Raw genomic sequence first — 24256 nt, forward strand, 5'->3', positions numbered from 1 at the left:
CATGTCCGGAGTCGAGTCGAGCTACGCCTGGTGGCGCCTCGCCGCCAGCGTGACGCTGAGCACGGTCGGCGGCATCGGCATGTGGTGCCTCGTCGTGGCGCTGCCGTCGATCCAGCAGGATCTCGGCATCACCCGCGCCGACATTTCCTTCGCCTATACGATGAACACGCTGGGCTTCTTCGCCGGCGGCGTCACCTGGGGCAAACTTGTCGACAAGCGCGGCATCGTCCTCACCGCGGTGCTGAGCGCCACCGGCCTGGCGTTGGGCTTCGCGCTGGCGCCGCTGGCGACCGCGCTGCCCCTGTTCGCCGCGGTCCAGGTGCTGATCGGCTTCAGCTCGGCCGCGACCTTCGCGCCCCTGGTCGCCGACATCTCGCATTGGTTCGACCGGCGCCGCGGCATCGCCGTGGCCATCGCCGCCTCCGGCAACTATCTCGCCGGCGCGATCTGGCCGACGATCATCCAGATGCTGATCCACGAACATGGCTGGCGGGTCACCTACTGGGCCGCCGGCACGCTGTGCTTCGTGGCGATGATCCCGCTGGCCCTGACCTTGCGCCGCAAGCCGCCGCAGGAGCAGATGACGGGCGCCGCAGGAACGCCCGGCGCCGCCGCCCATTCGCCGCGTTCGCTCGGCCTGTCGCCCAACGCGCTGCAGGCGGTGCTGGTCGTCGCGGGCATCGGCTGCTGCGTCGCCATGTCAATGCCGCAGGTCCACATCGTCGCCTACTGCGCCGACCTGGGCTACGGCGTGGCGCGTGGTGCTGAAATGCTGTCGCTGATGCTGGGCTTCGGCATCGTGAGCCGCATCGCCTCGGGCTGGATCGCCGACCGGGTCGGCGGCGTGAAGACCCTGCTGTTGGGCTCGACCCTGCAGTGCGTGGCGCTGGTCTTCTATCTCGTCGACGATTCGGTCAACTCGCTCTACCTCGCCTCGGCGCTGTTCGGCCTGTTTCAGGGCGGCATCGTGCCATCCTACGCCATCATCGTACGGGAGTACTTTCCGCCCAAGGAGGCCGGCTTCCGGGTCGGCCTCGCCATCTCCTCGACCCTGATCGGCATGGCGCTGGGCGGCTGGATGGGCGGCGTGCTGTTCGACATGACCGGCTCCTATCGCGCGGCCTTCATCAATGGCATCGCCTGGAACCTGCTGAACGGCGCGGTGGCCTGGTGGCTCCTGTTCCGCCAGAACCGCCGCAACGTCTACGCGGCGGGCTAGCGCCGCATCGCCATCAGCAGCGCGTCGCCGGTATAAGGCTTGCGGATGCGCGGGACGCCCAGCAGCTTGGGCGGAAAAGCGATGTCCTCGCCGTAGCCTGTGGTGAACACGAAGGGGATGCCGAGCGAATCGAGATGCTCGGCGACCGCGAAGCTGGTCTCGCGGCCGAGATTGATGTCGAGCAGGGCGAACTCCGGCGGCCGTGTGGCGATCGCCCTCATCGCCTGCGCGACACTCGACGCCACTCGCACCGTCTCGATGCCGGCGCGCAGGATCGAGCTCTCGGCATCGAGCGCGATGATCATGTTATCCTCGACGATCAGCACGTCCTTGGGCAGGTCGGCGGCGCTTGCGTCCGGCGCGGCCTCGGCGGGCACTTCCGCCAGGGCCCCCGGCGCCGGACGAACGTAGGCGGCAGGCACCAGGAAACTGGCGCGCACGCCCGTCACCTCATACTCGACGGTCGCCTCGCCCTTCAGGTCGTAGGGAATGGAGCGCTCGATCACGGTCGAGCCGAAGCCGCGCCGCGTCGGCACCGTCACCGGCGGCCCACCCTGTTCGGTCCAGGTGATGTGCAGGTTGCGTTGTGCATCGAGCCTGGTTGCGATGTCGATCGCGCCGGTACTGTCGCTCAGCGCGCCGTACTTGGCGGAATTCGTCATCAACTCGTGCATGACCAGGGCCACCGTCGTGAAGCCCTGTGGCTCCAGCAGCATCTCCGGCCCGGCCAGTCGGACGCGTGTGGCCTTGCCGCCCAGATAGGCGCCGGCTTCGGCCACGACGAGACCGCGGAACGAGGCCGGCCCCCAATTGTCGGCGGTGATCTGGTCGTGGGCGCGTGCCAGGGCCTGGATTCGTCCACCGACCACATCGGTGAAGGCATCGGCCGTGAGCGACGGGTCGCGGCTCTGCGAGATGACGCCGCGGATCAGGCCCAGGATGTTGCGGACGCGGTGATTGAGCTCGGCGATCAGAAGCTCCTGCCGCTCCTGCGACCGCCTGCGCTCGACCTCGGTAATGTCGGAGAGGCGCAGAATGACCTCGAGCAGGCTGACGCGCAGGCTTTCGGCGATCCGGATGTCGACCGGCTGCCAGGGAACCGACTGGCCGCTCACCGTCTCGCGCCACAGCTCGAAGCTCTTGCGTGGCGTCAGCCGCGCGCCGAGCGGACCGACGACGACCGGTTTGCTGGGATCGCCCGCCCAGGTCACCGAACGCGCCGCTTCCTTGCGGAAGAAGACGAGGAAGTCCCGGGCCGGGCGCGACAGCGGCACCACCAGCATGCCGGCCGCGCGATCGGCGAAGTCGCGGCCCGGCGTGTACTCTGCTGCGATCTCGTGGCAGGCCAGCACGTCGCCCAGGTCGCGACGCGTCAGATGGTCGATCAGGCCCACGAACTGGTCCTGCGTCGGCGCCATGCCCTGCAAGGTGGCGTGGCCGCCGGTCCACACGCCGATCCCGTCGCAGGACAGGAGGTCGGCAATCTCGTCGAGATGGGAGACGATGCTTTCGAAGCGGGTCGCTTCCGTGGCCATCACGGTGACGAGCTGGTTGTGCAGCTTGCGCGCCCGTGCCTCGTAGGTCGCTTCGCCGTCGCGCTCGCGACTCTCCATCAGCAGCGAGAACATCTGGCCGAACAGCTCCGCGGCCGTGCGCCGTTCGAACGGCACGCTATGGCGCCCGTAGTGATGGCAGGCGAACAGCCCCCACAATTTGCCATCGCGCAGGATCGATACCGACATCGACGCCCCCACGCCCATGTTCTGCAGGTACTCGATGTGGATCGGCGACACGCTGCGCAACACGCTCATGGAGAGGTCGAGCGGCCGGCCGGCGATCAGGCCGGGCTCGACGATGACGGGCTTTGCGGAAATGTCGGGAATGATGCGCAGCCAGTTCCGCTCGTAGAGGATGCGCGCCTGCTGCGGAATATCCGACGCGGGATAGTGCAGGCCGAGATAACTTTCCAGGCCGCCGCGCGCCGATTCGGCAATCACCTCGCCCGAGCCGTCATGGTCGAACCGGTAGACCATCACGCGATCGAAGCCGGTGAGGCCGCGCATCTCGCGCGCCGCCACCCGATAAAAGGTCCTGAGATCCGGCGTCTGCTGCAGGCGCGCGATCATCGCGCGCACGAGCGCACTCGAATTGACGCCCTGCTCATCGATGCAGGGTTCGCATTCGATGACGATCGTGTCCTCGTTGACATGGACGGCGAGGTCGAAGCGCGAACCATCGGTCAGCAGCGCCACGGAGAAAGCCCGCGCGACCGTGCTGGTGAAGACCGCGGTCTGCAGCTGGCCACGGATCAGGTGGATCGACTCGAGGGTGAAAACGTCCTCGATCGGCCGGCCGATCAAGTCGGCCGGACCGGCGCCCAGCCAGACATCGGCATTGCTCGACAGGCGGGTGATGACCCATTGCGTGCTGTCGAGCGCGACCAGAAAGCCGAAGGGCTGGATGGCCCCCAGCAGATGGATGGGTTCGCGGTCGCAATTGGTGAGGTCGACGGGAAGCGTTAGCTCAGCCATGAGCCTGCTCCGTCATGAACAGTCGGAAGGCCTCACGGGCGCCCAACATCGTCCGTTCGGGCGCCGCTGCCACCGCGTCCGAGTGCTCCAGCCGCTGCAGGAAGCCGCGCCACAAGTCGGCGCCCGCCCCATGGCTCAGATAATTGGTGGCCGTCCGCACCCGTGGGTCGGCGCTTGCGCGGACGCGCTTCACCAGAAGGCTTCCCCCCAGGCGCGATCCCTCCAGCACATAGAGGCGACCGAACAGGCGCGCTTCGTCCCGCGTCACTTCCACGGGGATTGGTGCCGGCGCGCGAATTCCCAGGATGGCGAGGTCGCGCTCGAGCGCGTCGGACCGTCGTCGCAGCGGCCAGTCCGGAAGCACGCGGTCAACGCCACCCTGCTCCAGCGCCCGCTCCAGCGGCGAAACCGCCCGGGCAAGCGCGGTCAGGAACGCCTCATAGGCGCTGCTGTCCGTGTCGAAAGGACCGGAAAAGCGCCCGTCGACCTCTGCGTGAAGCGCCGTCGTTGCTGCCCGCAACATCTGGCGGACCGAGGTTCGTCCGGGCGCAGCGATGGGAAACGCTCGCTGCATGTGGGTCATACTACGCACCAGACTTCATAAGGTTCGACAGACTCATTTATGAATGTGAGAGCAACCGGCTGTTGTCTCCGGCGTTTCTCGATTCGCCATGGGCAAGCATATTCTCATTGTCGAAGACGATGAACTGGTGGCCGACCATCTGGCTGCGCTCGTCCGCGACCAGCTCGATTGCAGGCCCGTCGTCGCCAGCAATACCGGCGAGGCGATGGCACTGGCCGCCGAGCGGCTCGCCTTCAGCTTCCTCGACATCAAGGTCTCGGACGGCCTGACCTTCCCTCTGGCGACGCATCTCCGGGCGCGGGGCGTGCCCTTCGTCTTCGTTTCGGCGAGCGATCCAGCCAAGGTACCAATCGACCTTTCCGACGCGCTCTTCCTGCGCAAGCCGGTGCCGCCGCCGCGCCTGCTGGCCGTCGCCCGCGCGCACCTGTAGAAGGTCCGGACCCGGCCCTCCAAGACACGGACGTCTCCATGCGCATCGTCGCCATCCGCGACATCGTCTCGCCCATCCGCTCCAGCATCGCCAACGCCTATATCGATTTCAGCCAGATGACCGCCTCGGTCGTGGCTGTGGTCACCGACGCGATGGTCGACGGCAAGCCGGTGGTCGGGTTCGGCTTCAATTCGAACGGTCGCTACGCGCAGCACGGGCTGCTGGGCGAGCGCTTCATTCCGCGGCTCAGCCAGGCCAAACCCGAGTCTCTGCTGGATGCCGAGGGACTGCTCGATCCCGCGAAGTGCTGGGCGGTCATGATGGCCAACGAGAAGCCCGGCGGTCACGGCGAGCGCTCGGTCGCGGTCGGCGTGCTCGACATGGCGATCTGGGATGCCGTGGCCAAGGCCAAGAGGGTGCCGCTGTGGAAGCTGCTGGCCGACCGCTACAATGGCGGTCAGGCCGATGAGAAGGCGTGGGTCTACGCCGCCGGCGGCTACTACTATCCCGGCAAGGGGCTGGACGGACTCAAGGACGAGATGAAGCACTATCTCGGCCTCGGCTATTCCTGCGTGAAGATGAAGGTAGGCGGCGTGCCGCTGGCCGAGGACCTGAAGCGCATCGAAGCGGTGCTGGAGATCGTCGGCGCCGGCGAGCGGCTGGCGGTCGACGTCAACGGAAAGTTCGACCTCACCACCGCGATCGAATTCGGCCGCGCCATCCAGGGCTTCGGCCTGCGCTGGTACGAGGAGCCGCTCGACCCGCTCGACTATCTGGCGCATGCCGCGCTCGCCACCGAATATGCCCCGCCGCTGGCCACCGGCGAGAACCTTTTCTCGATGCAGGATGCGCGCAACCTGATCCGCCATGGCGGCCTGCGTCCCGACCGCGACATCCTGCAATACGATCCCGCCCTCTCCTACGGGCTGGTCGAATATCTGCGCACGCTCGAGATGCTGAAGGCGCACGGCTGGTCGCCGCGGCGCTGTGTGCCACACGGCGGCCATCAGTTCGCGCTGAACATTGCGGTCGGCCTGCAATGCGGCGGAAACGAATCCTACCCGCAGGTCTTCGCGCCGTTCGGCGGCTTCGCCGACGACTGCGCCGTGGTCGACGGCCGCGTGTCGCTGCCCGACGCGCCCGGCATCGGCTTCGAACGCAAGGCCGATCTATGGGCGGTGATGAAGGAGATCGCCTGAGGGCGCTCCTAAGCCCCGGTCAGCCGCGCCAGTTGTCCCAGCTGCCGTTGCCGTGGGTCTGATACCGGTCGTCCTGCGGGATGCCTGAGCCCGAGCAGCCCGCCAAGGCGCCAGCCACGGCGAAGGCCATGACCAGCGTGATCGTTTTGATGAGAGATGTCATGGCGCCGACATGGCACCCGCTCAGGATGGTTTCAACAAACCAGACTTCACAAGTGCGCTAACGCCCGCCTCCTGGTCTTTCATATACGCTGCGAACTCCTCCATCGTGGAGGGGCGTGGCACGGCGCCCAGCTCGGCGAGCTTCGCGGCAATCGCGGGATCCTTCAACGCCGTGACGACCGCACCGTTCAGGGTCTCGAGGATCGGCTTGGGCGTCTCGACGCGCGCCAGCACGCCGGCCGTGGTGCCGCCGTCGAACGGCTTGCTGCCGATGTCGGTGAGCGACGGCATGTCCGGCAATTGCGCGACCCTGTCGGGACTCATCGCCAGCATGCCCTTCAGCTTGCCCGACTTGATGTGCGGCAGCGATGTGGTGAGCTGGTCCATGTAGAGATCGATCTGGCCCGACATCAGGTCGGTGAGGCCCGGGCCCGATCCCTTGTAGGGGATGATGTTGAACTTCACGCCCTCGTTCACTTCGAGGCGCAGGATGGCGATGTGGTTGGTCGTGCCGTTGCCGGCATGGCCGATACTGACCGTGCCCGGCTTGGCCTTCGCTTCGGCCAGCGCGGCCCGGATGTCGGCGAAGCGGCCGTCGGGCTTGCCGACGAGGATCATCGGCACGGTCGACAGCAGGCTGATCGGTGCGAACATCGGCACCAGCGACGGCTTGCCCGCGAGATAGGGCGAGACGTACAGCACGCTGAAGCTGCCCATGACGACGGTGTAGCCGTCGGCCGGCGCATTGGCCGCCGCTTCAGCTCCGACGAGCCCGCCGGCACCGGGCCGGTTGTCGACGATCACCGTCTGGCCGAGAGCGCGAGACATGCCCTCGCCGACCAGCCGAGACGTCAGGTCGTAATTGCCGCCGGCGGCAAAGGGCGCGATCCAGCGGATCGGCTTGGTGGGATAGGCCTGCGCCCGCACCGGCGCGGCGGCGGCGCCGACCATCGACAACACCAGGCCGCTGCCCAGCAGTTCGCGTCGCGATATCGTCATCTCGAACCTCCCCAATTCCGCTCAGACTGATTGCAATTTCCAGGGAGGCGCGCCACACCGGAAGCGTCCATTCACTCGCTGAGAGAAACCGGATGCCGGAGCATCAGACCCCGCTCATTGCGACGATCGCTGCGGGACTGATGCTCGCCTTCGTGCTCGGCCTGATCGCCCAGAGGCTGCGCGTGCAGCCCCTGGTCGGCTACCTGCTGGCCGGCGTCATGGTGGGTCCCTACACGCCCGGCTTCACCGCCGACCCGGCCCTGGCCACCGAACTCGCGGAGATCGGCGTGATCCTGCTGATGTTCGGCGTTGGCCTGCACTTCTCGCTCAAGGACCTGCTTTCGGTCGGCCGCATCGCCATCCCCGGTGCCGTCGGACAGATCGCTGTCGCGACCCTGATGGGCGCCAGCCTCTCCTGGGCGCTGGGCTGGCCGCCGATCGCCGGCCTGGTATTCGGCCTCGCCCTGTCCGTCGCCAGCACCGTCGTCCTCATCCGCGCCCTGCAGGAGCGGCACATCCTCGAGACCCATCGCGGCCGGATCGCCGTCGGCTGGCTGGTGGTCGAGGACCTCGCGATGGTGCTGGCGCTGGTCCTGCTGCCGGCGCTGGCAGTGGCGACGGAAGGCAACGGCGTACCGGCCACCCGCATCCTGTTCATGCTGCTCGTCACCCTGGCCAAGGTCTCCATCTTCGTGGCGATCATGCTGATCGTCGGCCGGCGCGTCATTCCCTGGCTGATGCACTTCACCGCGCATACGGGCTCGCGCGAACTGTTTCGCCTCGCCGTCTATGCCATCGCGCTCGGCGTGGCCTATGGCGCGGCCCATCTGTTCGGCGTCTCCTTCGCGCTCGGCGCCTTCTTCGCCGGCATGGTGCTGGGCGAAAGCGATCTCAGCCAGCGCGCCGCGGAGGAGGCCATCCCCCTGCGCGACGCCTTCGCCGTGCTCTTCTTCGTCTCGGTCGGCATGCTGCTGGATCCGGCGGTGTTCGTGGAGCAGCCGGTGGCCGTCATCGCCACCATCGCCATCATCGTGGTCGGCAAGTCGGTGGCCGCCTATTTCATCGTCCGGGCGTTCGGGCACAGCCGGTCGACCGCCTTCACCGTCTCGGCGAGCCTGGCGCAGATCGGCGAGTTCTCGTTCATCCTGATCGGCATCGGCATCGGGTTCGGCATGGTGCCGAAGGAATCACGCGACCTCGTTCTCGCCGGCGCCATCGTGTCGATCATGCTCAATCCCCTGATCTTCACCTTCCTCGAGCGTCTCGCCCAGGAGAAGCCGGACGCACCGCTGGCCCGGCCCGACGAGCCCGCGACCGACCTCACGCCGACGACCCTGACCGGCCATGACATCGTGGTCGGATATGGCCGCGTGGGCTCGCTGGTCGGTGCCGGCCTCCGGGGTGACGGCGCAAAGATGATCGTCGTCGAGGCGAGCGATGCCGGCGTCGCGCGCGCCCGCAGCGACGGCGCCGAAGTCTTCACCGGCAACGCCGCCGAACCGGCGATCATCGCCGCCCTCAATCTCGCGGGCGCCCGGCGTCTCTACGTCACCATCCCGGAGCCGTTCGAGGCGGGCCAGATCGTCGAGCAGGCCCGCGCCGCCAATCCCAAACTCGACATCCTGGCCCGTGCCCATTCGAGCGCGACGGTGGAGCATTTCGAGAAGTTGGGCGCCAACCTCATCGTCCTGGGCGAGACCGAGATCGCCCACCGCATGCTGGAGCGCGGCCGGGCCGACACCTCTCCGCGGCCGGCCTGAGCGACCGTTCGCAGGGCGCCGCTCTTCCGCCCCAATCGAGACCCACCTCGCGAAACGGCCGGCGCTATCGCCGGCGGATCGGGAGAGCAAGACATGAGCAAGCGCCGTGCATTCCTGCAGGGAATGGCCGCCGCCCTCGTCGGCGGTCTGACGGGGGCGTCTGCCGCCGGCGCGCAGAACCCGGCGAGCGCCGCCCGCCTCGGGCTGAAGGGCTACGATCCGGTGGCCTATTTCACCTTGGGCGCCCCGACCGCGGGCAGCGCCGACTTCGAACTCGTTTGGGACGGCGTGCGCTACCGCTTCGTCAGCGCCCGCCACCGTGACCTGTTCAGGGCAGACCCCGACAAATACGCCCCGCAGTTCGGCGGCCAGTGCGCCATGAACATGGCCAACGGCAATCTGCGCGAATCCGACCCGACGATCTGGACCATCTCGAACGGCCGTCTCTACGTCTTCGCCAGCGCCGCCGGTTCGCAGCGGTTTCGCGAGGATGCAGGCGCCAACGCCTCCCGGGCCAAGGGCAATTGGCAGAACCTGAAGAAGACGACGAACCGGTAATGCGGCGGTCTCCGCCTCAGTTCAGACCGGCCTTGCGCAGGCTTGCCGCGAGCCGCTGCTGCAGCGCCGGATCCTGGAAGCGCGTGCCGAAGCTCGCGGCCTCGAGGTGCGGATTCTTGCGCCTTCCCTCCTCCATCGCCTCGTTCGCGTCGGTCGCGCGTCCCATCTCGGCATAGGCACCGGCCAGCGGCAGGTCGAGCAGCGGATAGGCCGGGAAGCGGGCGCGCACGGTCTCGAGCAGGCGCACCGCATCGGCGTAGCGCCCGCTCAGCAGATAGGCGATGCCGAGATTGAGCGCCGCCTCGGGACCGATGTTGGGGTTGAGGCGGTTGGCGATCTCCGCGGTCGCGATCGATTCCTCGATGCGGCCGGTCCACAGCAGCACGGCGGCCCGGGCCCGCAGCACCTCGGCGTCGCTGGGGTTGATCTCCAGCGCGCGCTCCGATTCGGCCATTGCCAGATCGTACTTGCGGGTGGCGGCATAGGCGCGGGCCAACACGCCATGCGCCAGCACGTTCTCCTCGTCGAGATCGATTGCCTTCTGGGCGTAGCGGATCGCGGTATCGATGTCCTGCTGGGGAAATTCCGACCAGCCGAAGGTGGCGCGCTCGAAATGAACGCCGGCCAGCTCGGCATAGGCATCGGCATAGGCCGGCGCCATCGACATCGCCTTCTCCAGCATCTCGCGCGCCGCCCGGTTGCCCGACGGCGTCGTCTCCGCGGCGCGGGTGCGGCCGCGCAGCAGCATGTCGTAGGCATCGAGATTGTCAGTCGGCTTGCGCAGCGACTGCTGTACGGCGAGCTGCTGCAGGTTGGTCGCCAGGGTGCCGGCAATGCGGCGGGCGATGCGGTCCTGCACCGCGAAGATGTCGCCCAGATCGTCGTCGTAATGCTCGGACCAGAGCTGCGTGCCGGTCATCGCGTCGCTCAACTGCACGGTGACGCGCACCCGCGGCCCCATGCGGCGCACCGTGCCGCCCACGATGTAGCGCGCCCGGAGCGCGCGCCCGATCTCCTGCGGCGGCAGGTTCTTGCCCCTGAACGGCAGCACCGCGCCGTAGGACAGAACCGTGAGCTGCTTGAAGCGGCCGAGCGCCCGCGTGATGTCCTCGGTCAACCCGTCGGAGAAATAGTCCTGCCCAGGATCGCCACTCTGGTTGGCGAAGACCAGCACCGCCACCGACAGGCCGGTCTCGACCGGCGCCGGCGCGGCGGCCACCGCCTCCTCCGCGGGCAGGAGGTGGCCGGAGAAGTAGGCCAGGGCGCCCGCCCCTGCCACCAGAACCGCCGCAACGGCTGCGACGGCGGCCGTCACGTGCTTGCGTCGCCGCGGCCGGGACGGTGCTGCCGCCACGCCGTCGGCGAGTGCCGCGGAGTCCAGCGTATAGACATGGACCGGCCGGTCGATGTTCTTCACCGAGCGGTTGCCGAGGTCGCGGAACGGCAGAGCGAGCTTGTCGCGCACCTGCTCGTAGACGGCGGCCGACAGAACGATGGCGCCCGGCTCGGCCACGCCCTGCAGCCGGGCGGCGAGGTTCACCGTGTCGCCGAACACATCGTCGTCGGAGGCGATCACGTCGCCCAGATGCAGACCGATGCGGAAGGTCTGCCGCCGCTCCGCCGGCACGCCCTCGTTGCGCCCCGCCATGCCGCGCTGCAGCTCGACCGCGGACCGCACCGCCTCGACGGCGCTGCCGAACTCGACCATCACGCCGTCGCCCACCGTCTTCACGATGCGGCCGCCGAACCGTTCGATCACCGGCGCCACCAGCTCGGCCAGATGCGCGCGCAGGTCGACGAGGGTGCGTTCCTCGTCGGCGCGCATCATGCGGCTGTAGCCGGAGACGTCGGCGAACAGGATCGTCGCCAGCCTGCGGGTGGTGAGGGAGGAGGTCATCGGTCTCGCGTCAGCCGGCGGCGGCCTCGACGCGCTGCAGGGCCGGGCGGGCATTCAGCCGCGCCACATACTCCTCGAAGAGCGTCTCGCCCTTGAGACCGGGCGCGCCGAACATCATGCCCCAGCGCAGTTCGGATCCGACATAGACATCGGCGGCGCTGAACCTGTCGCCCAGCAGATACGGGCCCTTGCCCAACACGGACTTCAAGGCGTTCAGCACGTCGTCGTAACTGCCCCAGCCCAGGGCCGTCTTCTGTTCCGGCGCGGGGCGCTTCAGCATCTCGTCGAGCAGGGCCGGCTCGATGCAGCCGGCTCCGAAGAACAGCCAGCGGTAATAGGTGCCGCGCGACGGGTCGTCGAGCGCCGGCGCCAGGCCCGCCTGCGGGTAGGCGCCGGCAAGATAGGCGATGATGGCCGCCGTCTCGGTGACGACGGTACCGCGATGCACGATGGTCGGCAGCTTGCCCATGGGATTGAGCGCCAGGAAGGACGGCGCCTTGTGCTCGCCCTTGGCGAAATCGATCGGCACGATGCGGTAGGGTGCGCCAACCTCCTCGAGCATCCAGTGCGCCATCTGCGCCCGCGAACGCGGGTTGTGATAGAAGACGACTTCGTCGGTCATGCTGTTGATTCCCTGCAGTAGCCCCAATATTGCGTCCGGGCGGTGCCGACCGCCAGAACGGTTCGAGAAGCGATATGTGCCCGTCCCTGCGACTTGCATTCCTACTTTGCGTCACGACTGTGGCGCCCGCCTTCGCCCAGGACCGGATACCGGCGATGCTCGACTGCACCGGCCCCTTTGCCCGTGACGCCGACGAGCGCAGGCTTGCGCAGGTCTTCGGTGCCGCCAATGTGGAACGGGCCGACATCCCCGTCGGCGAGGGCAATACCGAGCCCGGAACCGCCATCTTCGCCAGGGACCCGGCGAAGCGCATCGACATCCTCTGGCACGATTCCTATGCCCGCCCCAACGTCGTCATCATCCGCAACGGCTCGGCCTGGCCGGTGGCCGTCACCGGCCTGGACAAGCCGGTCGCGAACGGCGCCACGCTGGCGGAAATCGAGGCGATGAACGGCAAGGCCTTCACCCTGACGGGCTTCGGTTGGGACCTCGGCGGCTATACCAATGGCTGGGACGGCGGGCGGCTCGACAAGCCGGTCGGCGGCTGCAATCTATCGATGCGCTTCGACCCGCCGAGCGACGCGCCCGGCGACGCGCTCGACAAGGTGAACGGCGACGTCGAATTCTCCTCGACCGACAGCGCGATGCGCCAGGTCAAGCCCGTCGTCATCGAGATCGAACTAGGCTGGCCGCAGTAGCGGCTGGTCTCCTTTCAATTCAGATAGAATCACCATCACCAACCTCATGCTGAGGAGCGTCCCGCCGGGACGCGTCTCGAAGCATGGGCACGAGCACCGCGCCTGTTGCCCATCCTTCGAGACGCCGCGCCAGGCGCGCTCCTCAGGATGAGGTAAGGGCTTGAATCGATTCAATTCATTTCCGGCCAGCCTCTCAGGATGAGGGGGGGCGGGTCGACTTGAAGCGGAAAGCCCCTAGGAAATATCGCTCGCCAGGATGCGCTTCACGCCAGCGGCCGTCATTTCCTTCCAGGCCGCCGCCAGCGAGCCGTTGAGGTCGATGGCGCGGGTGGCGTCCTCGATCACATAGGTGGTGAAGCCGAGCTTGCGGGCGTCCAGCGCCGTCCAGGCGACGCAGAAATCGGTGGCGAGGCCGGTGAGGAAGACGGTGTCGATGCCGCGTGCCTTGAGATAGGCCGCAAGGCCCGTCGTCGTCTTGCGATCCGCCTCCTCGAACGCCGAGTAGCTGTCGACGCCCTTGTTGAAGCCCTTGCGGATGACGAGCTGCGCCGTCGGCAGCTTGAGGTCCTTGTGCAGGGCCGCGTCGTCGGAGCCTTGCACGCAATGATCGGGCCACAGGACCTGCGTGCCGTAGGGGAGCCCGACCGTCTCGAACGGCTTCTTGGCCGTATGCGCGCTGGCGAACGAGGCGTGGCCCGGCGTGTGCCAGTCCTGCGTCACGACCACGTTCTGGAACGCGCCGGCCAGCTTGTTGATGATCGGCACGACCTCGGCACCGCCCTTCACCGGCAGCGTGCCGCCGTCGATGAAGCAGTTCTGGACGTCGATGACGATGAGGGCGCTGTTGGCGCCGGGCTTGATCGGATCGGCGGCGAGGAGCGGCGAGATCGTTCCGCCGACCACGCCGAGAGCGACGGCCGACCGCACGAAGCCGCGGCGCGACAGGCGAGTCATGTTCGATGTCATGGCCATCCTCCGATACTGGATGAGGCCGCAGCCTAGCGCCTCGTCGCCGAAGAGGCGACCGGGATCACTGGCCCTTGAAGGCCGGCGGGCGCTTCTCGGCGAAGGCGCGTCGCGCTTCCTTGGCATCTTCGGAGCCGTTCAGGATGCCGCCGGCATTCGAGGTGAGGACCATGGTGGTCTCCATGGTGCTGTCGAGGGCCGCGCGCATGATGCGCTTGCCGACCCACTGCACCAGCGGCGGCACCTTGATGATGCGGTCGCACAGGGCCCGCGTGGTTTCCTCGAGCTTGTCCGACGCCACGAGGTGATTGAGCATACCCCAGTGATAGGCGCGCTCGGCGTCGAGCTCGCCGGTGTAGGCAAATTCGAGCGCCCGACCGAGGCCGACCATTTTCGGCAGATAGTAGGAGCCGCCGTTCTCGATGATCTGCCCGGCATTCTGGTAGCCGATGAAGCGGGTCTTCTCGCAGCCGATGCGGATGTCGCAGTGAAGCGCCATGTCCATGCCCGATCCGACGGCCGGGCCGTTGATCATGGCGATGGTCGGCTTGCGGATCAGCGAGATGTCGCGGTGGAGCTTGGTGAAGCCGTGAAAGAAGTGCTGACGCGCGGCATCGGGTCCCTCGTGCGAGCCGCGGTTGCCGGGGAACTCCTCGCCCGTCACCTCCGCCGGCATCTTCGAGCGCAGGTCCGCGCCGGCACAGAAGACGCGGCCGACGCCGGTGAGCACGATCACGCGGATGTTCGGATCGTCGTCACCGGCGCGCATGTACTCGCCGACCTTGGCGACGGTACCGTTCTCCTCCGCCGTCCCGACGAGCGCGTTGAGCCGGTCCGGACGGTTGAACCTGATCCAGAGGATTCCGTTCTCTTCGGGCTCGTAGGACAGGTAGTCGACAAGCTTCGGCGCCATGCGTGTTTCCTCCACTGCTGATCAGGCGGAGGCGCAGTATCGGCCGGCGCAAGGCCACCGTCATGGGCGCAGTTTCGCAGCGCCTTCCGGATCACGCCTTCGACGATGCGCGGCTAAGCGGCCTCTTCGAGCGACGAGCAGGCGCCGCTGACGCGGGTCTGGCGCATGTAGCGGCGATGGCGGTCGGCGTCGTAGCCGCTGCCGGCGTGCAGCAGGCAGCGATTGTCCCACAGCACGACGTCACCCGGCTGCCAGGCGTGATGGTAGACATGCTCGGGCCGGATCGCTTCCTCGGTCAGCGAGTCGATCAGGGCGCGGCCGGCGGCGACGCTCATGCCCTCGATCTCGCGCACGTGGCTGCCGAGGAACAGGTTCCTCGCGCCCGTCGCCGGATTGGTCCGCACCAGCCGCTGGCGCACCGGCGGCAGCGAGGCGGCAAGCTCCGGCGAGACCGCATCGGGCGCGACCTTGGAACGTGAATGAACGTAGTCGTGAATGGCGATGAGCGGCTCGAGCTCGGCCTTGCGCTCGGGCGGCAGCCGGTCGTAGGCGGCGCGCAGGGAGACGAACATGGTGATGCCACCCTCGGCCGGCGTCTCGTAGGCGCACATCACCGAGAGGAAGGCCGGCACCGGTTTGAACGAAGCATCGGAGTGCCACATGTTGTTACCGGTGAGGAAGACGGTCTTCTTGTGCGAATTGCCCAGCACCGTGCCGTCCTTCTGCACGTTGCCGATGGTGCCGAAATATTCGACCTTGCCGACGCTGGTGTGGCTGGGCTCGGGGTTGCCGAGCCGGCGCGTGAGCGCAAGCTGGCGGTCGTCGTCCATCGACTGATCGGGAAAGCAGACGAAGGAGTATCGGTCGATCGCGGCACGGATCTCGACGACGAGATCGTCCGCGAGCGGCCTGCCGACGTCGAGGCCGCGAATGCGGACGCCGAACTCGGGATGGAGCGCTTCGTACTGGAGCTGGGGCATGGCGGGCGAACTCCGTGATGTCGTGGGTTCGCAGTCTTCCCGATTTGCGGCGCGACGGCCAGACCGCCGGTTACTGGCGGGTGAGGAGCTGCCAGCTCTCCGACTCGAGCTCCAATCGATAGTGACGGTCCAGATAGGGCCCGAAACGTCGCAACGCCTCCTTCGAAATCTCGACGCTCGTCGGGAATTTCGGGACCAGCACATAGCGCACGTTCGCCAGCGCCACTTCGGCGCTCGGCCAGGGGAAGCCGAGATCGTACCAGAGATTGCCGCCGGCGGGCGGCGCCCATCCCAGGGCAAAGGGCAGCGGATTGACCTGGTCGATCACCGCGACCCCGCCCGGCTCGCGACCGTCTCGTTGCAGCAGTCCGACGGCCTCGAGAATGGTCTGAACATACTGAAGTTGGGTGACCGGCGGATCGCCATGGACCGAACGCGTCCGCGAGCGCCACGAGTAGTCGCCGCTGCGCGCCGACAGCGCATGCCAGGCCGGCACCATCTCGATGGGGACCGACAGCCCCTTGAGCGCGGACGTCTCGACCGTATGGACGTTGAAGTCGCTGAACCCGCGCCGTGCATAGAGGCCGAGACTGAGCGTCGTGTTCGCGCAGATGATGGCCGGCAAGATCAGCAGCGCCGCGAGATGGTAGGTTTGCCGGAAGTCCCCGGACGGACGCCGCAGGCTCAGCGGCCCGTACAGCAGGAAGAAGGAAACCGAACAGAGCGTGAGACCACGAAGCTGCGCGTTCTGACTGAGAATCGCGACGCTCGCGCCGTAGAGCGCAAGCACCGCGAGGATGAGACGGAACGAAACCCACTTCGCCCGCCAGAGCCCGACGGCCACGAGGAGGACTGCCAGATAGATCGCGAACTCGAACGCGTTGGCCGAGAACATGACCAGCAGTTCGAGGACCCGCGATCTGACCGCGCCCGAACCGATCGCCGACGAAATGTCGGCGAGGTAGGGCCAGTTCCACGGCCCCATCAAGACGGCCGTCGTTGCGAGCATCGCGACGGCCCAGCTCCGCCACCGCTCGAGCACCGACGGATTCACGACGAAGGCCGCGACGCAGATGCCGAGGCCCGCCAGGAAATAGGTGATCTTGAGATAGAACAGGAGCGTGAGCAGGCACACGACCGAAGCGACGTCCCACCAGTGCCCCCTGCCATCCTCCGCCGGCAGCAGGAACAGCGCCAGCGCCAGCACGCTGACGACGGACCAGCCGTATAGATTGTAGGGCATCGCGAAGGTGAAATCGTCGAGCAGGTCGCCGGTGTTGGTGGGCAGAAGGCAGAGCTGCGACACCATGAGGATGAACAGCGCCGCCGGAACCGGCGCGAGGCGCCTGAGCGTCACGACCGTCGCGATCGCAAAGACAATCGCCGACATCGCGATCTTGCCGACGAGGAAGGCCCAGAGCGACACCCCGACCAGTCGAAAGCCGAGCACCGTCAACCAGAACGATCCGCCGCCCAGCGGATCGTGAACGTCGGTATGGAACGACAGGCCGTTGAAGATCGCCCAGGCACCCGAGAGGTTGAACAGGAAGTCCCACACCATGGTCCGCGAATAGACCTTGGGCGGCAGTACGAGCAGCGCCGCGCTGGCGGCCAGCACGGCGAGCACGAGCAGAACGCAGATCGTCCGGGCCCCTCGCCCCCCGAGCGGCCCGTCCTGCCGCACATACGTTCCGAGCTCTCCCGGCTTGAGCGCAATCCTTGACATTCGACCTCTGAATCAACCGTCCGACACCATCGTCTACCACGCCGCTCCGCCGGGCTCAGTCCGGCAGGTCGAGCTTTCCTTCCAGCTGAAGCAGGCGGACGGCCTGCAACGACAGCACGCTCAGCGCATCGCGGATCTCGCCGGCCTCGACCATGCGGAACGCCTCGGCGAGCGGCACGCGCCTGACCGCCAGCTCCTCGGTGGCTTCCGGCTCGGCCTCGCCCTGCGCCAGGCCCCAGGCGAGGTAAGCGACGGCGCGCTCGTCGGAGACGGAGTTCGACAGGTCCGCCTCCAGCAGCTTGCGCCAGCGGCGCGCCACGAGCCCCGTCTCCTCGCGCAGCTCGCGGGCCGCCGAGTCGAGCGGATCGACCCCATGCGCCCCGCCGCCCTCGGGGATCTCCCAACTGTAGGCGTCGAGCGGAAAGCGATGCTGGCCGACCAGATAGGTGTGGCCCTCCGCATCGACCGGCACGACCCCGATGGCGAGGTTCCTGTAGTGGACCAGCCCGTAGATCCCGGGCGTCTGCGATGGCGTCAGCACCTCGTGATGCGTGACCCGGATCCATGGGTTCTCGTACACGTCCTCCCGCGAGAGGATGGTCCAGGGGCCTTTCTTCGCGATCGTCACGTGCGCTTCCTGTCTTCTTCAGATGCCATCATGTCCTCGGCTGGCGTTCACGCACGATTCATTGGCCTATGAGGATAGCAGCCTCGCCGTCGGGACGGAAAAGACGATGGAACCCGAGGGGCCGGTCAGCATTGAACCTGGCCACCCGAGCATTTGAAGGAAATCATGCGTTTTTCCGCTCTCCTGGTCTCCGTCGCCTTTGCCTTCGCCGCGCCAGCACTGGCCCAGGCGCCGAAACCCGTCGATCCCGCCGCGCTGGCCCAGGCCAAGGTGTTCCTGGAGAAGTCCGGCTCCGCCGCGGTCGGCCAGCAGATGGCGGGCGCCCTCCTGAACGCGCAGAAGGCCACCCTCGAGCAGGCCAATCCCGGCAAGACGGCGGAGATCAATGAAGTTATCGGTCTCATGCAGGCCGAGTTCGCCAAGCAGCTTCCGCCCATGATCGACGCCATCGCCGCGGTCTATGCGCAGCACTTCACCGCCGCTGAACTGACCCAGGTCACCGCCTTCTACGACTCGCCGGTAGGACGCAAGATGGTCAAGGAGATGCCCCAGATCCTCTCCGAGTCCATGACAGTGGCCCAGACCTTCGGCCAGAAGATCGCGATGGAGGTCATGATCAAGCTCCAGCCCGAGCTCGAGAAGCGCAAGCTGAAGATGAACAAGACCTGAAGACGACGGCGCGAGCCTCTTGGGCGCGAGCCTCTTGGCGATCGCGGCCTACGCGCGGGAGAGCAGCGATCAGCGACGACCTGTTTATGCCGGCATCTTCATCCTAGGATGTCGGCGGAATTCGGGGTCGAGCGATGGCCGACAAATTTCTCCATGTCCATGATGGCGATCTCGGTTACGTCCCGCGACCTGGAGTCCGCGGCACCGTGCGAGATGGCGGTCCGGTCACGATCGAGGCGAATGGATTCAGGTTTTCGGGCGAGAAGCCGGCCTCGGCCGATACGCCCATATTGGCCGTCGGCGATTCCTTCACCTATGGCGAGGACGTCGCCGACCTCGACGCCTGGCCCGCACAGCTGCAACGGCTGACCGGCCGCACCGTCCTGAATGGCGGCGTCAGCGGCTACGGTCTGGACCAGATCGTCCTGCGAACCGAACGGCTGACGGCCTTGCACGGGCTGGCCCTGGTGATCGTCGGCATGATCGCCAACGACGTTCAACGCACCGAGATGCGGCGGATGTGGTGGCACGACAAACCCTGGTTCGCCCTCCAGGGAGGGAAGCTCGTACTGAGAGGCGTACCGGTACCGGAACGCACGAAGCCGCCCACCGAGGTCAGGCGGCGGATGGAACGGCGTGCCGGCACCGGAGCCCGTATTTCCCGAGCGCTCATCGAGCGCCTTTCCAGCCTTCAGACTGTGAACCGGGTAAAGCTCGTGCTGGTCGCGCAGTACGATGCCTATGCCTGGTCGGGCCGCCGCCAGGCGCAGGAACAAAGGAACGTGCTGCGCCCCCTTCTGGAGTGTGCGGCACTGCATGGAATCGCGACCTTGGACACGTTCCATCGACTTGCCGCCGAGCCGAGGCCAGGCGACTTCTATGGCACTCTCCACATGAACGCGCGCGGCAACCTGATGATCGCCAGCCTGTTGGCCGCGAGACTGCGCACCTGGTCCAGCTGAACTTCGTCGAAGCCGTTCACGTGCGGGAGAACATCCTTCGCCTGCGGGAGGAACGGGCGCACGTCCGGTTTGTTGGGAATCAGGGTGTGGCGCGCCGAAGACGGTCCGGTGCGGCCGATGCGTCGTTTCCTCTCGGCCCGATTCTTCAGAAAATCGACGATTTTCGCCTTAGTTGTGCATCATACTGGGCGCGGGAGCATTGGATCGACAACAAACAGTGAGGCGGGCGATGAAGCGACGTGTTCTGACGCAGGCGCTGTTGATGGGCTTGGTGGCGCGCAGCGTTCCGGCCTTTGCCGCTGACGTGCCGACGCTGCAGGAGACTCCGGGTCTGCGGGACAAGGTGAAGTCGGGCGCGCTGCCGCCGGTCGCAGAGCGCCTGCCCAAGCAGCCGCGCGTCCTCGAGAGCTTCTCGGGCGCCGATGGCCTGGGCAAACATGGCGGCCAACTCAACATGCTGGTGGCCGCCACGCGCGATACGCGCCTGATGACCGTCTACAGCTACACGCGGCTGATCGTGTACGACGACAAGTTCAAGCTGCACCCCGACATCCTCGAGAGCTACGAGGTCAAGGACGGCCGCGAGTTCACCCTGAAGCTGCGCGCCGGCCACAAATGGTCGGACGGCCATCCCTTCACCACCGAGGACTTCCGCTTCTTCTGGGAGGACATCGCCAACAACAAGGACCTGTCGCCCAACGGTCCCTCGGTCGAGCTGCTGGTCGAGGGCAAGCCGCCCAAGGTCGACATCCTCGACGCGGTGACGATCCGCTACACCTGGCACAAGCCCAATCCCGACTTCATCGAGAGCCAGGCGCGCGCCGCCCCGCTATTTCTGTTCCGCCCGGCGCATTATCTGAAGACGCTGCACGGCAAGTACACGGAAGAGGAAGAGATCCTCAAGCGATACAAGGGCAGCCGCTGGTCCAACGTCTTCAAGCGCCAGGACGCGATGTACGGCAACAGCAACGTCGACCTGCCGACACTGAACCCGTGGATGCTGACCACGGTGCCGCCGGCCCAGCGCTTCGTATTCGTGCGCAACCCCTACTTCCACCGCATCGACAGCAAGGGCCAGCAGCTGCCCTACATCAACGACGTGATCATGACGGTGGTCGCGGCCAACCTGATTCCGGCCAAGGCCGGCCTGGGTGAATCGGACCTGCAGCCGCGCTATCTCGGCCTGCGCGACTACACCTTCCTGCGCGACGCCGCCAAGACCTCGGGCATCAAGGCGCTCCTCTGGGAAAAGGGCTCGGGCTCGGAGGTCGCGTTCTATCCCAACATGAACGCCAACGACGAGACCTGGCGCAAGCTCAACCGCGACGTCCGCTTCCGCCGCGCCCTGTCGCTGGCGATCAATCGCGACGAGCTGAGCGACGTCGTCTACAATGGGATGGCCAAGCCCTCGGCCAACACGATCATGCCGCGCTCGCCCCTGTTCAAGCCGGAATATGCGACCAAGTGGGCGGTCCAGGACGTAAAGGCCGCCAACAAGCTGCTCGACGAGATCGGGCTCACGAAGAAGGGCAGCGACGGCATCCGCCTGCTGCCCAACGGCCAGCCGGCAATGTTCGTGATCGAGCATTCCAGCGAGAAGGCCGACGAGGTCGACACCATGACCCTGGTCGTCGACCAGTGGAAGAAGATCGGCCTCAAGGCGCTGCTGAAGCCGCAGAGCACCGACAATTTCCGCCTGCGCACCACCTCCGGCGAGGCGGTCATGACCGCCTATGCCGGCGTCACCACCGCCGCCCCCACCCCCGACACCAGCCCGCGCGAATTCACGCCGGTGATGCAGGGCGGGCTGCAATGGCCGAAATGGGGCCTCTACGTCGAATCAAAGGGCAAGCAGGGCGAGCCCTGCGACATGGAAGTCGGCAAGCACCTGCTGGCGCTGCTGCAGAAGTGGGAGCAGTCGGCCGATTCCGCCGAGCGCCGCAAGGCCTGGGAGGAGATTCTCGCGGTCAATGCCGAGGAGGTGTTCTCGATCGGCACGGTGAACGAGGTGCGCCAGCCGGTGACGGTCGGCAAGAAAGTGCGAAACGTGCCGGAGAAGGGCTACTGGGCCTGGGATCCGGGCGGCTATATCGGCCTCTACGAGCCCGACACCTTCTGGATCGCCAGCTAGCGATCCAGAGGCCGGTCGACGAGACCGATCGAGGGCTTCGTCACTTGGGCTTGAGGGGGCCCTCGAACAGGCAGTAGCCGTCGAGCATGATGGTCGAGGCGCCGGGCTTCAGCGAGCCCACCACGTCCATCTTGTTGCCGCCGCCCACGACGGCGGTGGTCTTGAACTTCATGTCGGCGCCCAGCGTCGCCTTGAAGTTGCGCTCCGGGCGGCCTTCCTGCTGGAAGCGGCCCTGCACGTCGGTGCCCACGACCGTGACGTCGATCACCATCTTGTAGGTCGGGCACTTGCCGCTGCCCGGTACGTTCAGCCCGTAGCCCGTCCAAGTGAAGACGGCCGGCTCGGCCAAAGCGGGCGCGGCGGGGAGCAGGGCGACCAAAGCGGCCACGGCGAACTTCTTCAGCATCGACTTTCCCTCACCGGAAGGTGGTAACGAATGGCAATCTCTCGACGTATTCTAGCCATTTTCGATGTCGAAATCGCGCCGTTTCCAAGGCAAGCCAGCCGTCATCGAGCACGCTTCTTCCTCGCCTTGCCCGGTTTGGCCGCCTTCCGCACCGGGCCGGTCTTGGAGGCCAGCGCGGTCTGCAGCGCCTTCTCCGCCTCCCGGATCTTGGCCTCCCGATTGGCGTGCCCCTCCGGCAGGTTGCGGGCGAAATTCAGCCGTGCCTCGGCCCGCTGCAGGAATATCGCCTTCTTGGCTTCGGAAATCGGCTGGCCCATGAACTCTCCTGCCGGATTCCGGCATCATTTGCGGTCCGGCACCTTATCCACTTTCCGGCCCGCCGGGGGCACCTCCGTCTCGGAACTGCCCTCATCGACGGGCCGCTCGACAGTGGGTTCCAGCCCGTAGCGGCCGCCCTTCTCCTGGTCCTCGCGCTCGTAACCCGGCCCCTCTTCCGCTTCGGCGCCGTACACGCCCGTCCTGCGCTTCTCCTCACGGCGCGCGTCCTTGGCCTGTCCGGTGCCGCTGTAGCTGGCCGAGGCCTCGTTCGGGTCGGGCTTTTGGGGGGTGCGGGCCATGTAAATCTCCGTCGGCATTGAGGGGGCGCCCCAGTGAACGCGCCCGCCCCGCCAACGATGCAGCGGGCCGAACGAGACCCGCCGGGCCTTGACATGTGTCAAGAACCGGGGCGCGGGGCGGCTCTATTCTACGCAGGCGGCGCGAAGCCCTCGCGTCTCGAAGGATGCCCTCCATGACTAACGTGACCAAGCTGCGCACCCGGCCGACCGTCCCCGAACTGGACCGTCCCGTGCACTCGGTGCCGGCCGACGACCTCGTCGCCGCCGGCAAGCGCCTGCGCGACACGGTTCCGCGCACCAGCCAGGGCGAGTGGAAGCGTCCGAAGGACCGTCGTGATCCGCTGGAGATTCTCCAGGCCTCCGACGAGGGGCGTCAGATCGATCTGCTGCCGATCCGCTACGGCCGTATGCTGCAATCGCCGTTCACTTTCTATCGCGGGGCGGCCGCCGTCATGGCCGCCGACCTTGCGGCCACGCCCTCGACGCAGGTTAACGTGCAGGCCTGCGGCGACTGCCACCTACTGAACTTCGGCGGCTTCGCCACGCCCGAGCGCGGCATCAACTTCGACATCAACGATTTCGACGAGACCCTGCCGGCGCCGTGGGAATGGGACCTGAAGCGCCTGGTCGCCTCGTTCGTGCTGGCGGCGCGGTCGAATGGCCTGTCGGAAGCGGCGGGGCGCGACGCGGCCCAGGCGGCGGCCCGCAGCTACCGCGAGCGCCTGCGCGATGTCGCCGAGATGAGCCCGCTCGAGGCCTGGTACACCAGGATCGGACCGGAGGAGCTGTTCAGCCTGACCGACGATCCGCAGATCAGGAAGCGCGTGCAGCGCCGGATCGAGGCGGCGAAGGACGAGCGCTCCGCGGACATCGATTTTCCCAAGCTGGCCGAGATGGTCGGCGGCCAGGTCCAGATCAAGGACCAGCCCCCCCTGATCTTCCATCCGGAGTTCGCGCGTGCGGAAGGCTTCCTGGAGGCGGTGGACAAGGCCTTCGCCAGCTACCGCGACTCACTGTCCGACGATCGCAAGGCGCTGCTCGACCGCTATCGCCTGGTCGACGTCGCCATGAAGGTGGTCGGCATCGGCAGCGTCGGCCGCTACTGCTCGATCGGCCTGCTGATGTCGTCCTCGAATCAGCCGCTGTTCCTCCAGTTCAAGGAGGCCGTGCCCTCGGTGCTCGAGCCTTATGCCGGCAAGAGCGGCTACGGCCATGCCGGGCAGCGCGTGGTGCAGGGCCAGCGTCTGATGCAGTCGTCGTCGGACATCTTCCTCGGCTGGGCGACCGGCCTGCGGGGCAACGACCTCTACGTCCGCCAGCTGCGCGACGCCAAGATCAAGCCGCTGGTCGAGACCTTCGACCGCAAGATGCTGGTGCTCTTCGGCAAGGCTTGCGGCTGGGCCCTGGCGCGGGCGCACGGGCGCGCCAGCCATCCCTGGCTGATCGCGGGCTACCTCGGCACGAGCGAGGCTTTCGACGAGGCCATGGTGAAGTTCGCGGTGTCCTATGCCGACCAGACCGAACGCGACCACGCGCTGCTGAAGTCCGCGGTTTCCGCCGGCCGGATCAAGGTCCATCTCGAGGAAGATCGATAGAAGCG

The 24256-nt window shown here is 67.0% G+C and carries 24 protein-coding genes; 10 read left to right on the plus strand and 14 right to left on the minus strand.

Annotation, left to right across the window (positions count from 1 at the left end; genetic code table 11):
• Position 1 precedes the first annotated feature (1 nt).
• On the plus strand, positions 2-1219 hold the full coding sequence (locus ACO07K_RS20295; RefSeq protein WP_422031008.1) for an MFS transporter: 1218 nt from the start codon (positions 2-4) through the stop codon (positions 1217-1219).
• On the opposite strand, the gene ACO07K_RS20300 is transcribed toward ACO07K_RS20295, so the two are convergent.
• Together ACO07K_RS20300 and ACO07K_RS20305 are read right to left on the minus strand one after the other, a co-directional pair.
• Positions 1216-3750 carry an HWE histidine kinase domain-containing protein gene (locus tag ACO07K_RS20300; RefSeq protein ID WP_422031010.1) on the minus strand — a complete coding sequence of 845 codons (2535 nt, stop codon included), beginning with the start codon at positions 3748-3750 and terminating at the stop codon, positions 1216-1218. The two genes, ACO07K_RS20295 and ACO07K_RS20300, sit on opposite strands and share 4 nt — an antisense overlap.
• A complete protein-coding gene (locus ACO07K_RS20305; protein WP_422031012.1) occupies positions 3743-4333 on the minus strand; it encodes a biliverdin-producing heme oxygenase in 591 nt (196 codons plus the stop codon). Before ACO07K_RS20305 ends, ACO07K_RS20300 begins: the two co-directional genes overlap by 8 nt.
• A gap of 88 nt (positions 4334-4421) precedes the next feature.
• On the opposite strand from ACO07K_RS20305, the gene ACO07K_RS20310 reads away from it, so the two are divergent.
• On the plus strand, positions 4422-4763 hold the full coding sequence (locus tag ACO07K_RS20310; RefSeq protein ID WP_422031014.1) for a response regulator: 342 nt from the start codon (positions 4422-4424) through the stop codon (positions 4761-4763).
• Between the two features lie 38 nt (positions 4764-4801).
• Positions 4802-5962 carry a mandelate racemase/muconate lactonizing enzyme family protein gene (locus ACO07K_RS20315; RefSeq protein WP_422031016.1) on the plus strand — a complete coding sequence of 387 codons (1161 nt, stop codon included), beginning with the start codon at positions 4802-4804 and terminating at the stop codon, positions 5960-5962.
• Between the two features lie 19 nt (positions 5963-5981).
• Here the strand turns inward: ACO07K_RS20315 and ACO07K_RS20320 are convergent, their stop codons facing one another.
• Together ACO07K_RS20320 and ACO07K_RS20325 are read right to left on the minus strand one after the other, a co-directional pair.
• Entirely contained in the window at positions 5982-6125 is a 144-nt protein-coding gene (locus ACO07K_RS20320) for a hypothetical protein (protein ID WP_422031018.1), read from the minus strand.
• Between the two features lie 20 nt (positions 6126-6145).
• Complete coding sequence (locus ACO07K_RS20325; protein ID WP_422031020.1) at positions 6146-7123, minus strand: Bug family tripartite tricarboxylate transporter substrate binding protein; 978 nt, start codon at positions 7121-7123, stop codon at positions 6146-6148.
• A 92-nt stretch (positions 7124-7215) separates the two neighbouring features.
• Here ACO07K_RS20325 and ybaL point away from each other — a divergent pair, with 92 nt between their 5' ends.
• Together ybaL and ACO07K_RS20335 are read left to right on the plus strand one after the other, a co-directional pair.
• Entirely contained in the window at positions 7216-8883 is a 1668-nt protein-coding gene (gene ybaL, locus ACO07K_RS20330; RefSeq protein ID WP_422031022.1) for a YbaL family putative K(+) efflux transporter, read from the plus strand.
• 93 nt (positions 8884-8976) lie between these two features.
• Positions 8977-9441: a YHS domain-containing (seleno)protein gene (locus ACO07K_RS20335; RefSeq protein WP_422031024.1), complete on the plus strand. Its 465-nt coding sequence runs from the start codon at positions 8977-8979 to the stop codon at positions 9439-9441.
• Positions 9442-9457: 16 nt separating this feature from the next.
• On the opposite strand, the gene ACO07K_RS20340 is transcribed toward ACO07K_RS20335, so the two are convergent.
• On the minus strand, positions 9458-11338 hold the full coding sequence (locus tag ACO07K_RS20340) for an adenylate/guanylate cyclase domain-containing protein (RefSeq protein ID WP_422031026.1): 1881 nt from the start codon (positions 11336-11338) through the stop codon (positions 9458-9460).
• Between the two features lie 10 nt (positions 11339-11348).
• Entirely contained in the window at positions 11349-11960 is a 612-nt protein-coding gene (locus tag ACO07K_RS20345) for a glutathione S-transferase family protein (RefSeq protein WP_422031028.1), read from the minus strand.
• A 155-nt stretch (positions 11961-12115) separates the two neighbouring features.
• Here ACO07K_RS20345 and ACO07K_RS20350 point away from each other — a divergent pair, with 155 nt between their 5' ends.
• The gene (locus ACO07K_RS20350) at positions 12116-12658 is read left to right on the plus strand and encodes a hypothetical protein (RefSeq protein ID WP_422031030.1); all 543 of its coding nucleotides are present in this window, start codon (positions 12116-12118) and stop codon (positions 12656-12658) included.
• A 234-nt stretch (positions 12659-12892) separates the two neighbouring features.
• Here ACO07K_RS20350 and pncA read toward each other — a convergent pair whose 3' ends face one another.
• The 5 genes from pncA to ACO07K_RS20375 all read right to left on the minus strand — a co-directional run bounded on the left by pncA (position 12893) and on the right by ACO07K_RS20375 (position 17871).
• Entirely contained in the window at positions 12893-13624 is a 732-nt protein-coding gene (gene pncA / locus ACO07K_RS20355) for a bifunctional nicotinamidase/pyrazinamidase (RefSeq protein ID WP_422031032.1), read from the minus strand.
• Positions 13625-13688: 64 nt separating this feature from the next.
• Positions 13689-14537 carry an enoyl-CoA hydratase/isomerase family protein gene (locus ACO07K_RS20360; RefSeq protein ID WP_422031034.1) on the minus strand — a complete coding sequence of 283 codons (849 nt, stop codon included), beginning with the start codon at positions 14535-14537 and terminating at the stop codon, positions 13689-13691.
• Positions 14538-14650: 113 nt separating this feature from the next.
• On the minus strand, positions 14651-15517 hold the full coding sequence (locus tag ACO07K_RS20365) for a TauD/TfdA dioxygenase family protein (protein ID WP_422031036.1): 867 nt from the start codon (positions 15515-15517) through the stop codon (positions 14651-14653).
• Positions 15518-15587: 70 nt separating this feature from the next.
• The gene (locus ACO07K_RS20370) at positions 15588-17243 is read right to left on the minus strand and encodes a hypothetical protein (RefSeq protein ID WP_422031038.1); all 1656 of its coding nucleotides are present in this window, start codon (positions 17241-17243) and stop codon (positions 15588-15590) included.
• Between the two features lie 55 nt (positions 17244-17298).
• Entirely contained in the window at positions 17299-17871 is a 573-nt protein-coding gene (locus ACO07K_RS20375) for an NUDIX domain-containing protein (protein WP_422031040.1), read from the minus strand.
• Between the two features lie 165 nt (positions 17872-18036).
• On the opposite strand from ACO07K_RS20375, the gene ACO07K_RS20380 reads away from it, so the two are divergent.
• The 3 genes from ACO07K_RS20380 to ACO07K_RS20390 all read left to right on the plus strand — a co-directional run bounded on the left by ACO07K_RS20380 (position 18037) and on the right by ACO07K_RS20390 (position 21633).
• A complete protein-coding gene (locus ACO07K_RS20380; RefSeq protein ID WP_422031042.1) occupies positions 18037-18540 on the plus strand; it encodes a DUF2059 domain-containing protein in 504 nt (167 codons plus the stop codon).
• A 134-nt stretch (positions 18541-18674) separates the two neighbouring features.
• Entirely contained in the window at positions 18675-19502 is an 828-nt protein-coding gene (locus ACO07K_RS20385; RefSeq protein ID WP_422031043.1) for an SGNH/GDSL hydrolase family protein, read from the plus strand.
• 229 nt (positions 19503-19731) lie between these two features.
• Complete coding sequence (locus ACO07K_RS20390; RefSeq protein WP_422031045.1) at positions 19732-21633, plus strand: ABC transporter substrate-binding protein; 1902 nt, start codon at positions 19732-19734, stop codon at positions 21631-21633.
• 40 nt (positions 21634-21673) lie between these two features.
• On the opposite strand, the gene ACO07K_RS20395 is transcribed toward ACO07K_RS20390, so the two are convergent.
• The 3 genes from ACO07K_RS20395 to ACO07K_RS20405 form a co-directional block, all read right to left on the minus strand.
• Complete coding sequence (locus ACO07K_RS20395) at positions 21674-22039, minus strand: hypothetical protein (RefSeq protein ID WP_422031047.1); 366 nt, start codon at positions 22037-22039, stop codon at positions 21674-21676.
• Positions 22040-22140: 101 nt separating this feature from the next.
• Positions 22141-22356 carry a hypothetical protein gene (locus ACO07K_RS20400; RefSeq protein ID WP_422010611.1) on the minus strand — a complete coding sequence of 72 codons (216 nt, stop codon included), beginning with the start codon at positions 22354-22356 and terminating at the stop codon, positions 22141-22143.
• 24 nt (positions 22357-22380) lie between these two features.
• On the minus strand, positions 22381-22656 hold the full coding sequence (locus tag ACO07K_RS20405) for a hypothetical protein (protein ID WP_422031049.1): 276 nt from the start codon (positions 22654-22656) through the stop codon (positions 22381-22383).
• 173 nt (positions 22657-22829) lie between these two features.
• On the opposite strand from ACO07K_RS20405, the gene ACO07K_RS20410 reads away from it, so the two are divergent.
• A complete protein-coding gene (locus ACO07K_RS20410; protein ID WP_422031051.1) occupies positions 22830-24251 on the plus strand; it encodes a DUF2252 domain-containing protein in 1422 nt (473 codons plus the stop codon).
• Positions 24252-24256: the final 5 nt, after the last annotated feature.

It is taken from the genome of Reyranella sp. (assembly GCF_965228225.1).
In the GTDB taxonomy this organism is placed as follows: Bacteria; Pseudomonadota; Alphaproteobacteria; order Reyranellales; family Reyranellaceae; genus Reyranella.

What these genes read in the sequence shown, in the direction of transcription:
- ACO07K_RS20295 (WP_422031008.1), top strand. Translation starts at nt 2, where the DNA reads ATGTCCGGAGTCGAGTCGAGCTACGCCTGGTGGCGCCTCGCCGCCAGC.
- ACO07K_RS20300 (WP_422031010.1), bottom strand. Translation starts at nt 3,750, where the DNA reads ATGGCTGAGCTAACGCTTCCCGTCGACCTCACCAATTGCGACCGCGAA.
- ACO07K_RS20305 (WP_422031012.1), bottom strand. Translation starts at nt 4,333, where the DNA reads ATGACCCACATGCAGCGAGCGTTTCCCATCGCTGCGCCCGGACGAACC.
- ACO07K_RS20310 (WP_422031014.1), top strand. Translation starts at nt 4,422, where the DNA reads ATGGGCAAGCATATTCTCATTGTCGAAGACGATGAACTGGTGGCCGAC.
- ACO07K_RS20315 (WP_422031016.1), top strand. Translation starts at nt 4,802, where the DNA reads ATGCGCATCGTCGCCATCCGCGACATCGTCTCGCCCATCCGCTCCAGC.
- ACO07K_RS20320 (WP_422031018.1), bottom strand. Translation starts at nt 6,125, where the DNA reads ATGACATCTCTCATCAAAACGATCACGCTGGTCATGGCCTTCGCCGTG.
- ACO07K_RS20325 (WP_422031020.1), bottom strand. Translation starts at nt 7,123, where the DNA reads ATGACGATATCGCGACGCGAACTGCTGGGCAGCGGCCTGGTGTTGTCG.
- ybaL (WP_422031022.1), top strand. Translation starts at nt 7,216, where the DNA reads ATGCCGGAGCATCAGACCCCGCTCATTGCGACGATCGCTGCGGGACTG.
- ACO07K_RS20335 (WP_422031024.1), top strand. Translation starts at nt 8,977, where the DNA reads ATGAGCAAGCGCCGTGCATTCCTGCAGGGAATGGCCGCCGCCCTCGTC.
- ACO07K_RS20340 (WP_422031026.1), bottom strand. Translation starts at nt 11,338, where the DNA reads ATGACCTCCTCCCTCACCACCCGCAGGCTGGCGACGATCCTGTTCGCC.
- ACO07K_RS20345 (WP_422031028.1), bottom strand. Translation starts at nt 11,960, where the DNA reads ATGACCGACGAAGTCGTCTTCTATCACAACCCGCGTTCGCGGGCGCAG.
- ACO07K_RS20350 (WP_422031030.1), top strand. Translation starts at nt 12,116, where the DNA reads ATGCTCGACTGCACCGGCCCCTTTGCCCGTGACGCCGACGAGCGCAGG.
- pncA (WP_422031032.1), bottom strand. Translation starts at nt 13,624, where the DNA reads ATGACATCGAACATGACTCGCCTGTCGCGCCGCGGCTTCGTGCGGTCG.
- ACO07K_RS20360 (WP_422031034.1), bottom strand. Translation starts at nt 14,537, where the DNA reads ATGGCGCCGAAGCTTGTCGACTACCTGTCCTACGAGCCCGAAGAGAAC.
- ACO07K_RS20365 (WP_422031036.1), bottom strand. Translation starts at nt 15,517, where the DNA reads ATGCCCCAGCTCCAGTACGAAGCGCTCCATCCCGAGTTCGGCGTCCGC.
- ACO07K_RS20370 (WP_422031038.1), bottom strand. Translation starts at nt 17,243, where the DNA reads ATGTCAAGGATTGCGCTCAAGCCGGGAGAGCTCGGAACGTATGTGCGG.
- ACO07K_RS20380 (WP_422031042.1), top strand. Translation starts at nt 18,037, where the DNA reads ATGCGTTTTTCCGCTCTCCTGGTCTCCGTCGCCTTTGCCTTCGCCGCG.
- ACO07K_RS20385 (WP_422031043.1), top strand. Translation starts at nt 18,675, where the DNA reads ATGGCCGACAAATTTCTCCATGTCCATGATGGCGATCTCGGTTACGTC.
- ACO07K_RS20390 (WP_422031045.1), top strand. Translation starts at nt 19,732, where the DNA reads ATGAAGCGACGTGTTCTGACGCAGGCGCTGTTGATGGGCTTGGTGGCG.
- ACO07K_RS20395 (WP_422031047.1), bottom strand. Translation starts at nt 22,039, where the DNA reads ATGCTGAAGAAGTTCGCCGTGGCCGCTTTGGTCGCCCTGCTCCCCGCC.
- ACO07K_RS20400 (WP_422010611.1), bottom strand. Translation starts at nt 22,356, where the DNA reads ATGGGCCAGCCGATTTCCGAAGCCAAGAAGGCGATATTCCTGCAGCGG.
- ACO07K_RS20405 (WP_422031049.1), bottom strand. Translation starts at nt 22,656, where the DNA reads ATGGCCCGCACCCCCCAAAAGCCCGACCCGAACGAGGCCTCGGCCAGC.
- ACO07K_RS20410 (WP_422031051.1), top strand. Translation starts at nt 22,830, where the DNA reads ATGACTAACGTGACCAAGCTGCGCACCCGGCCGACCGTCCCCGAACTG.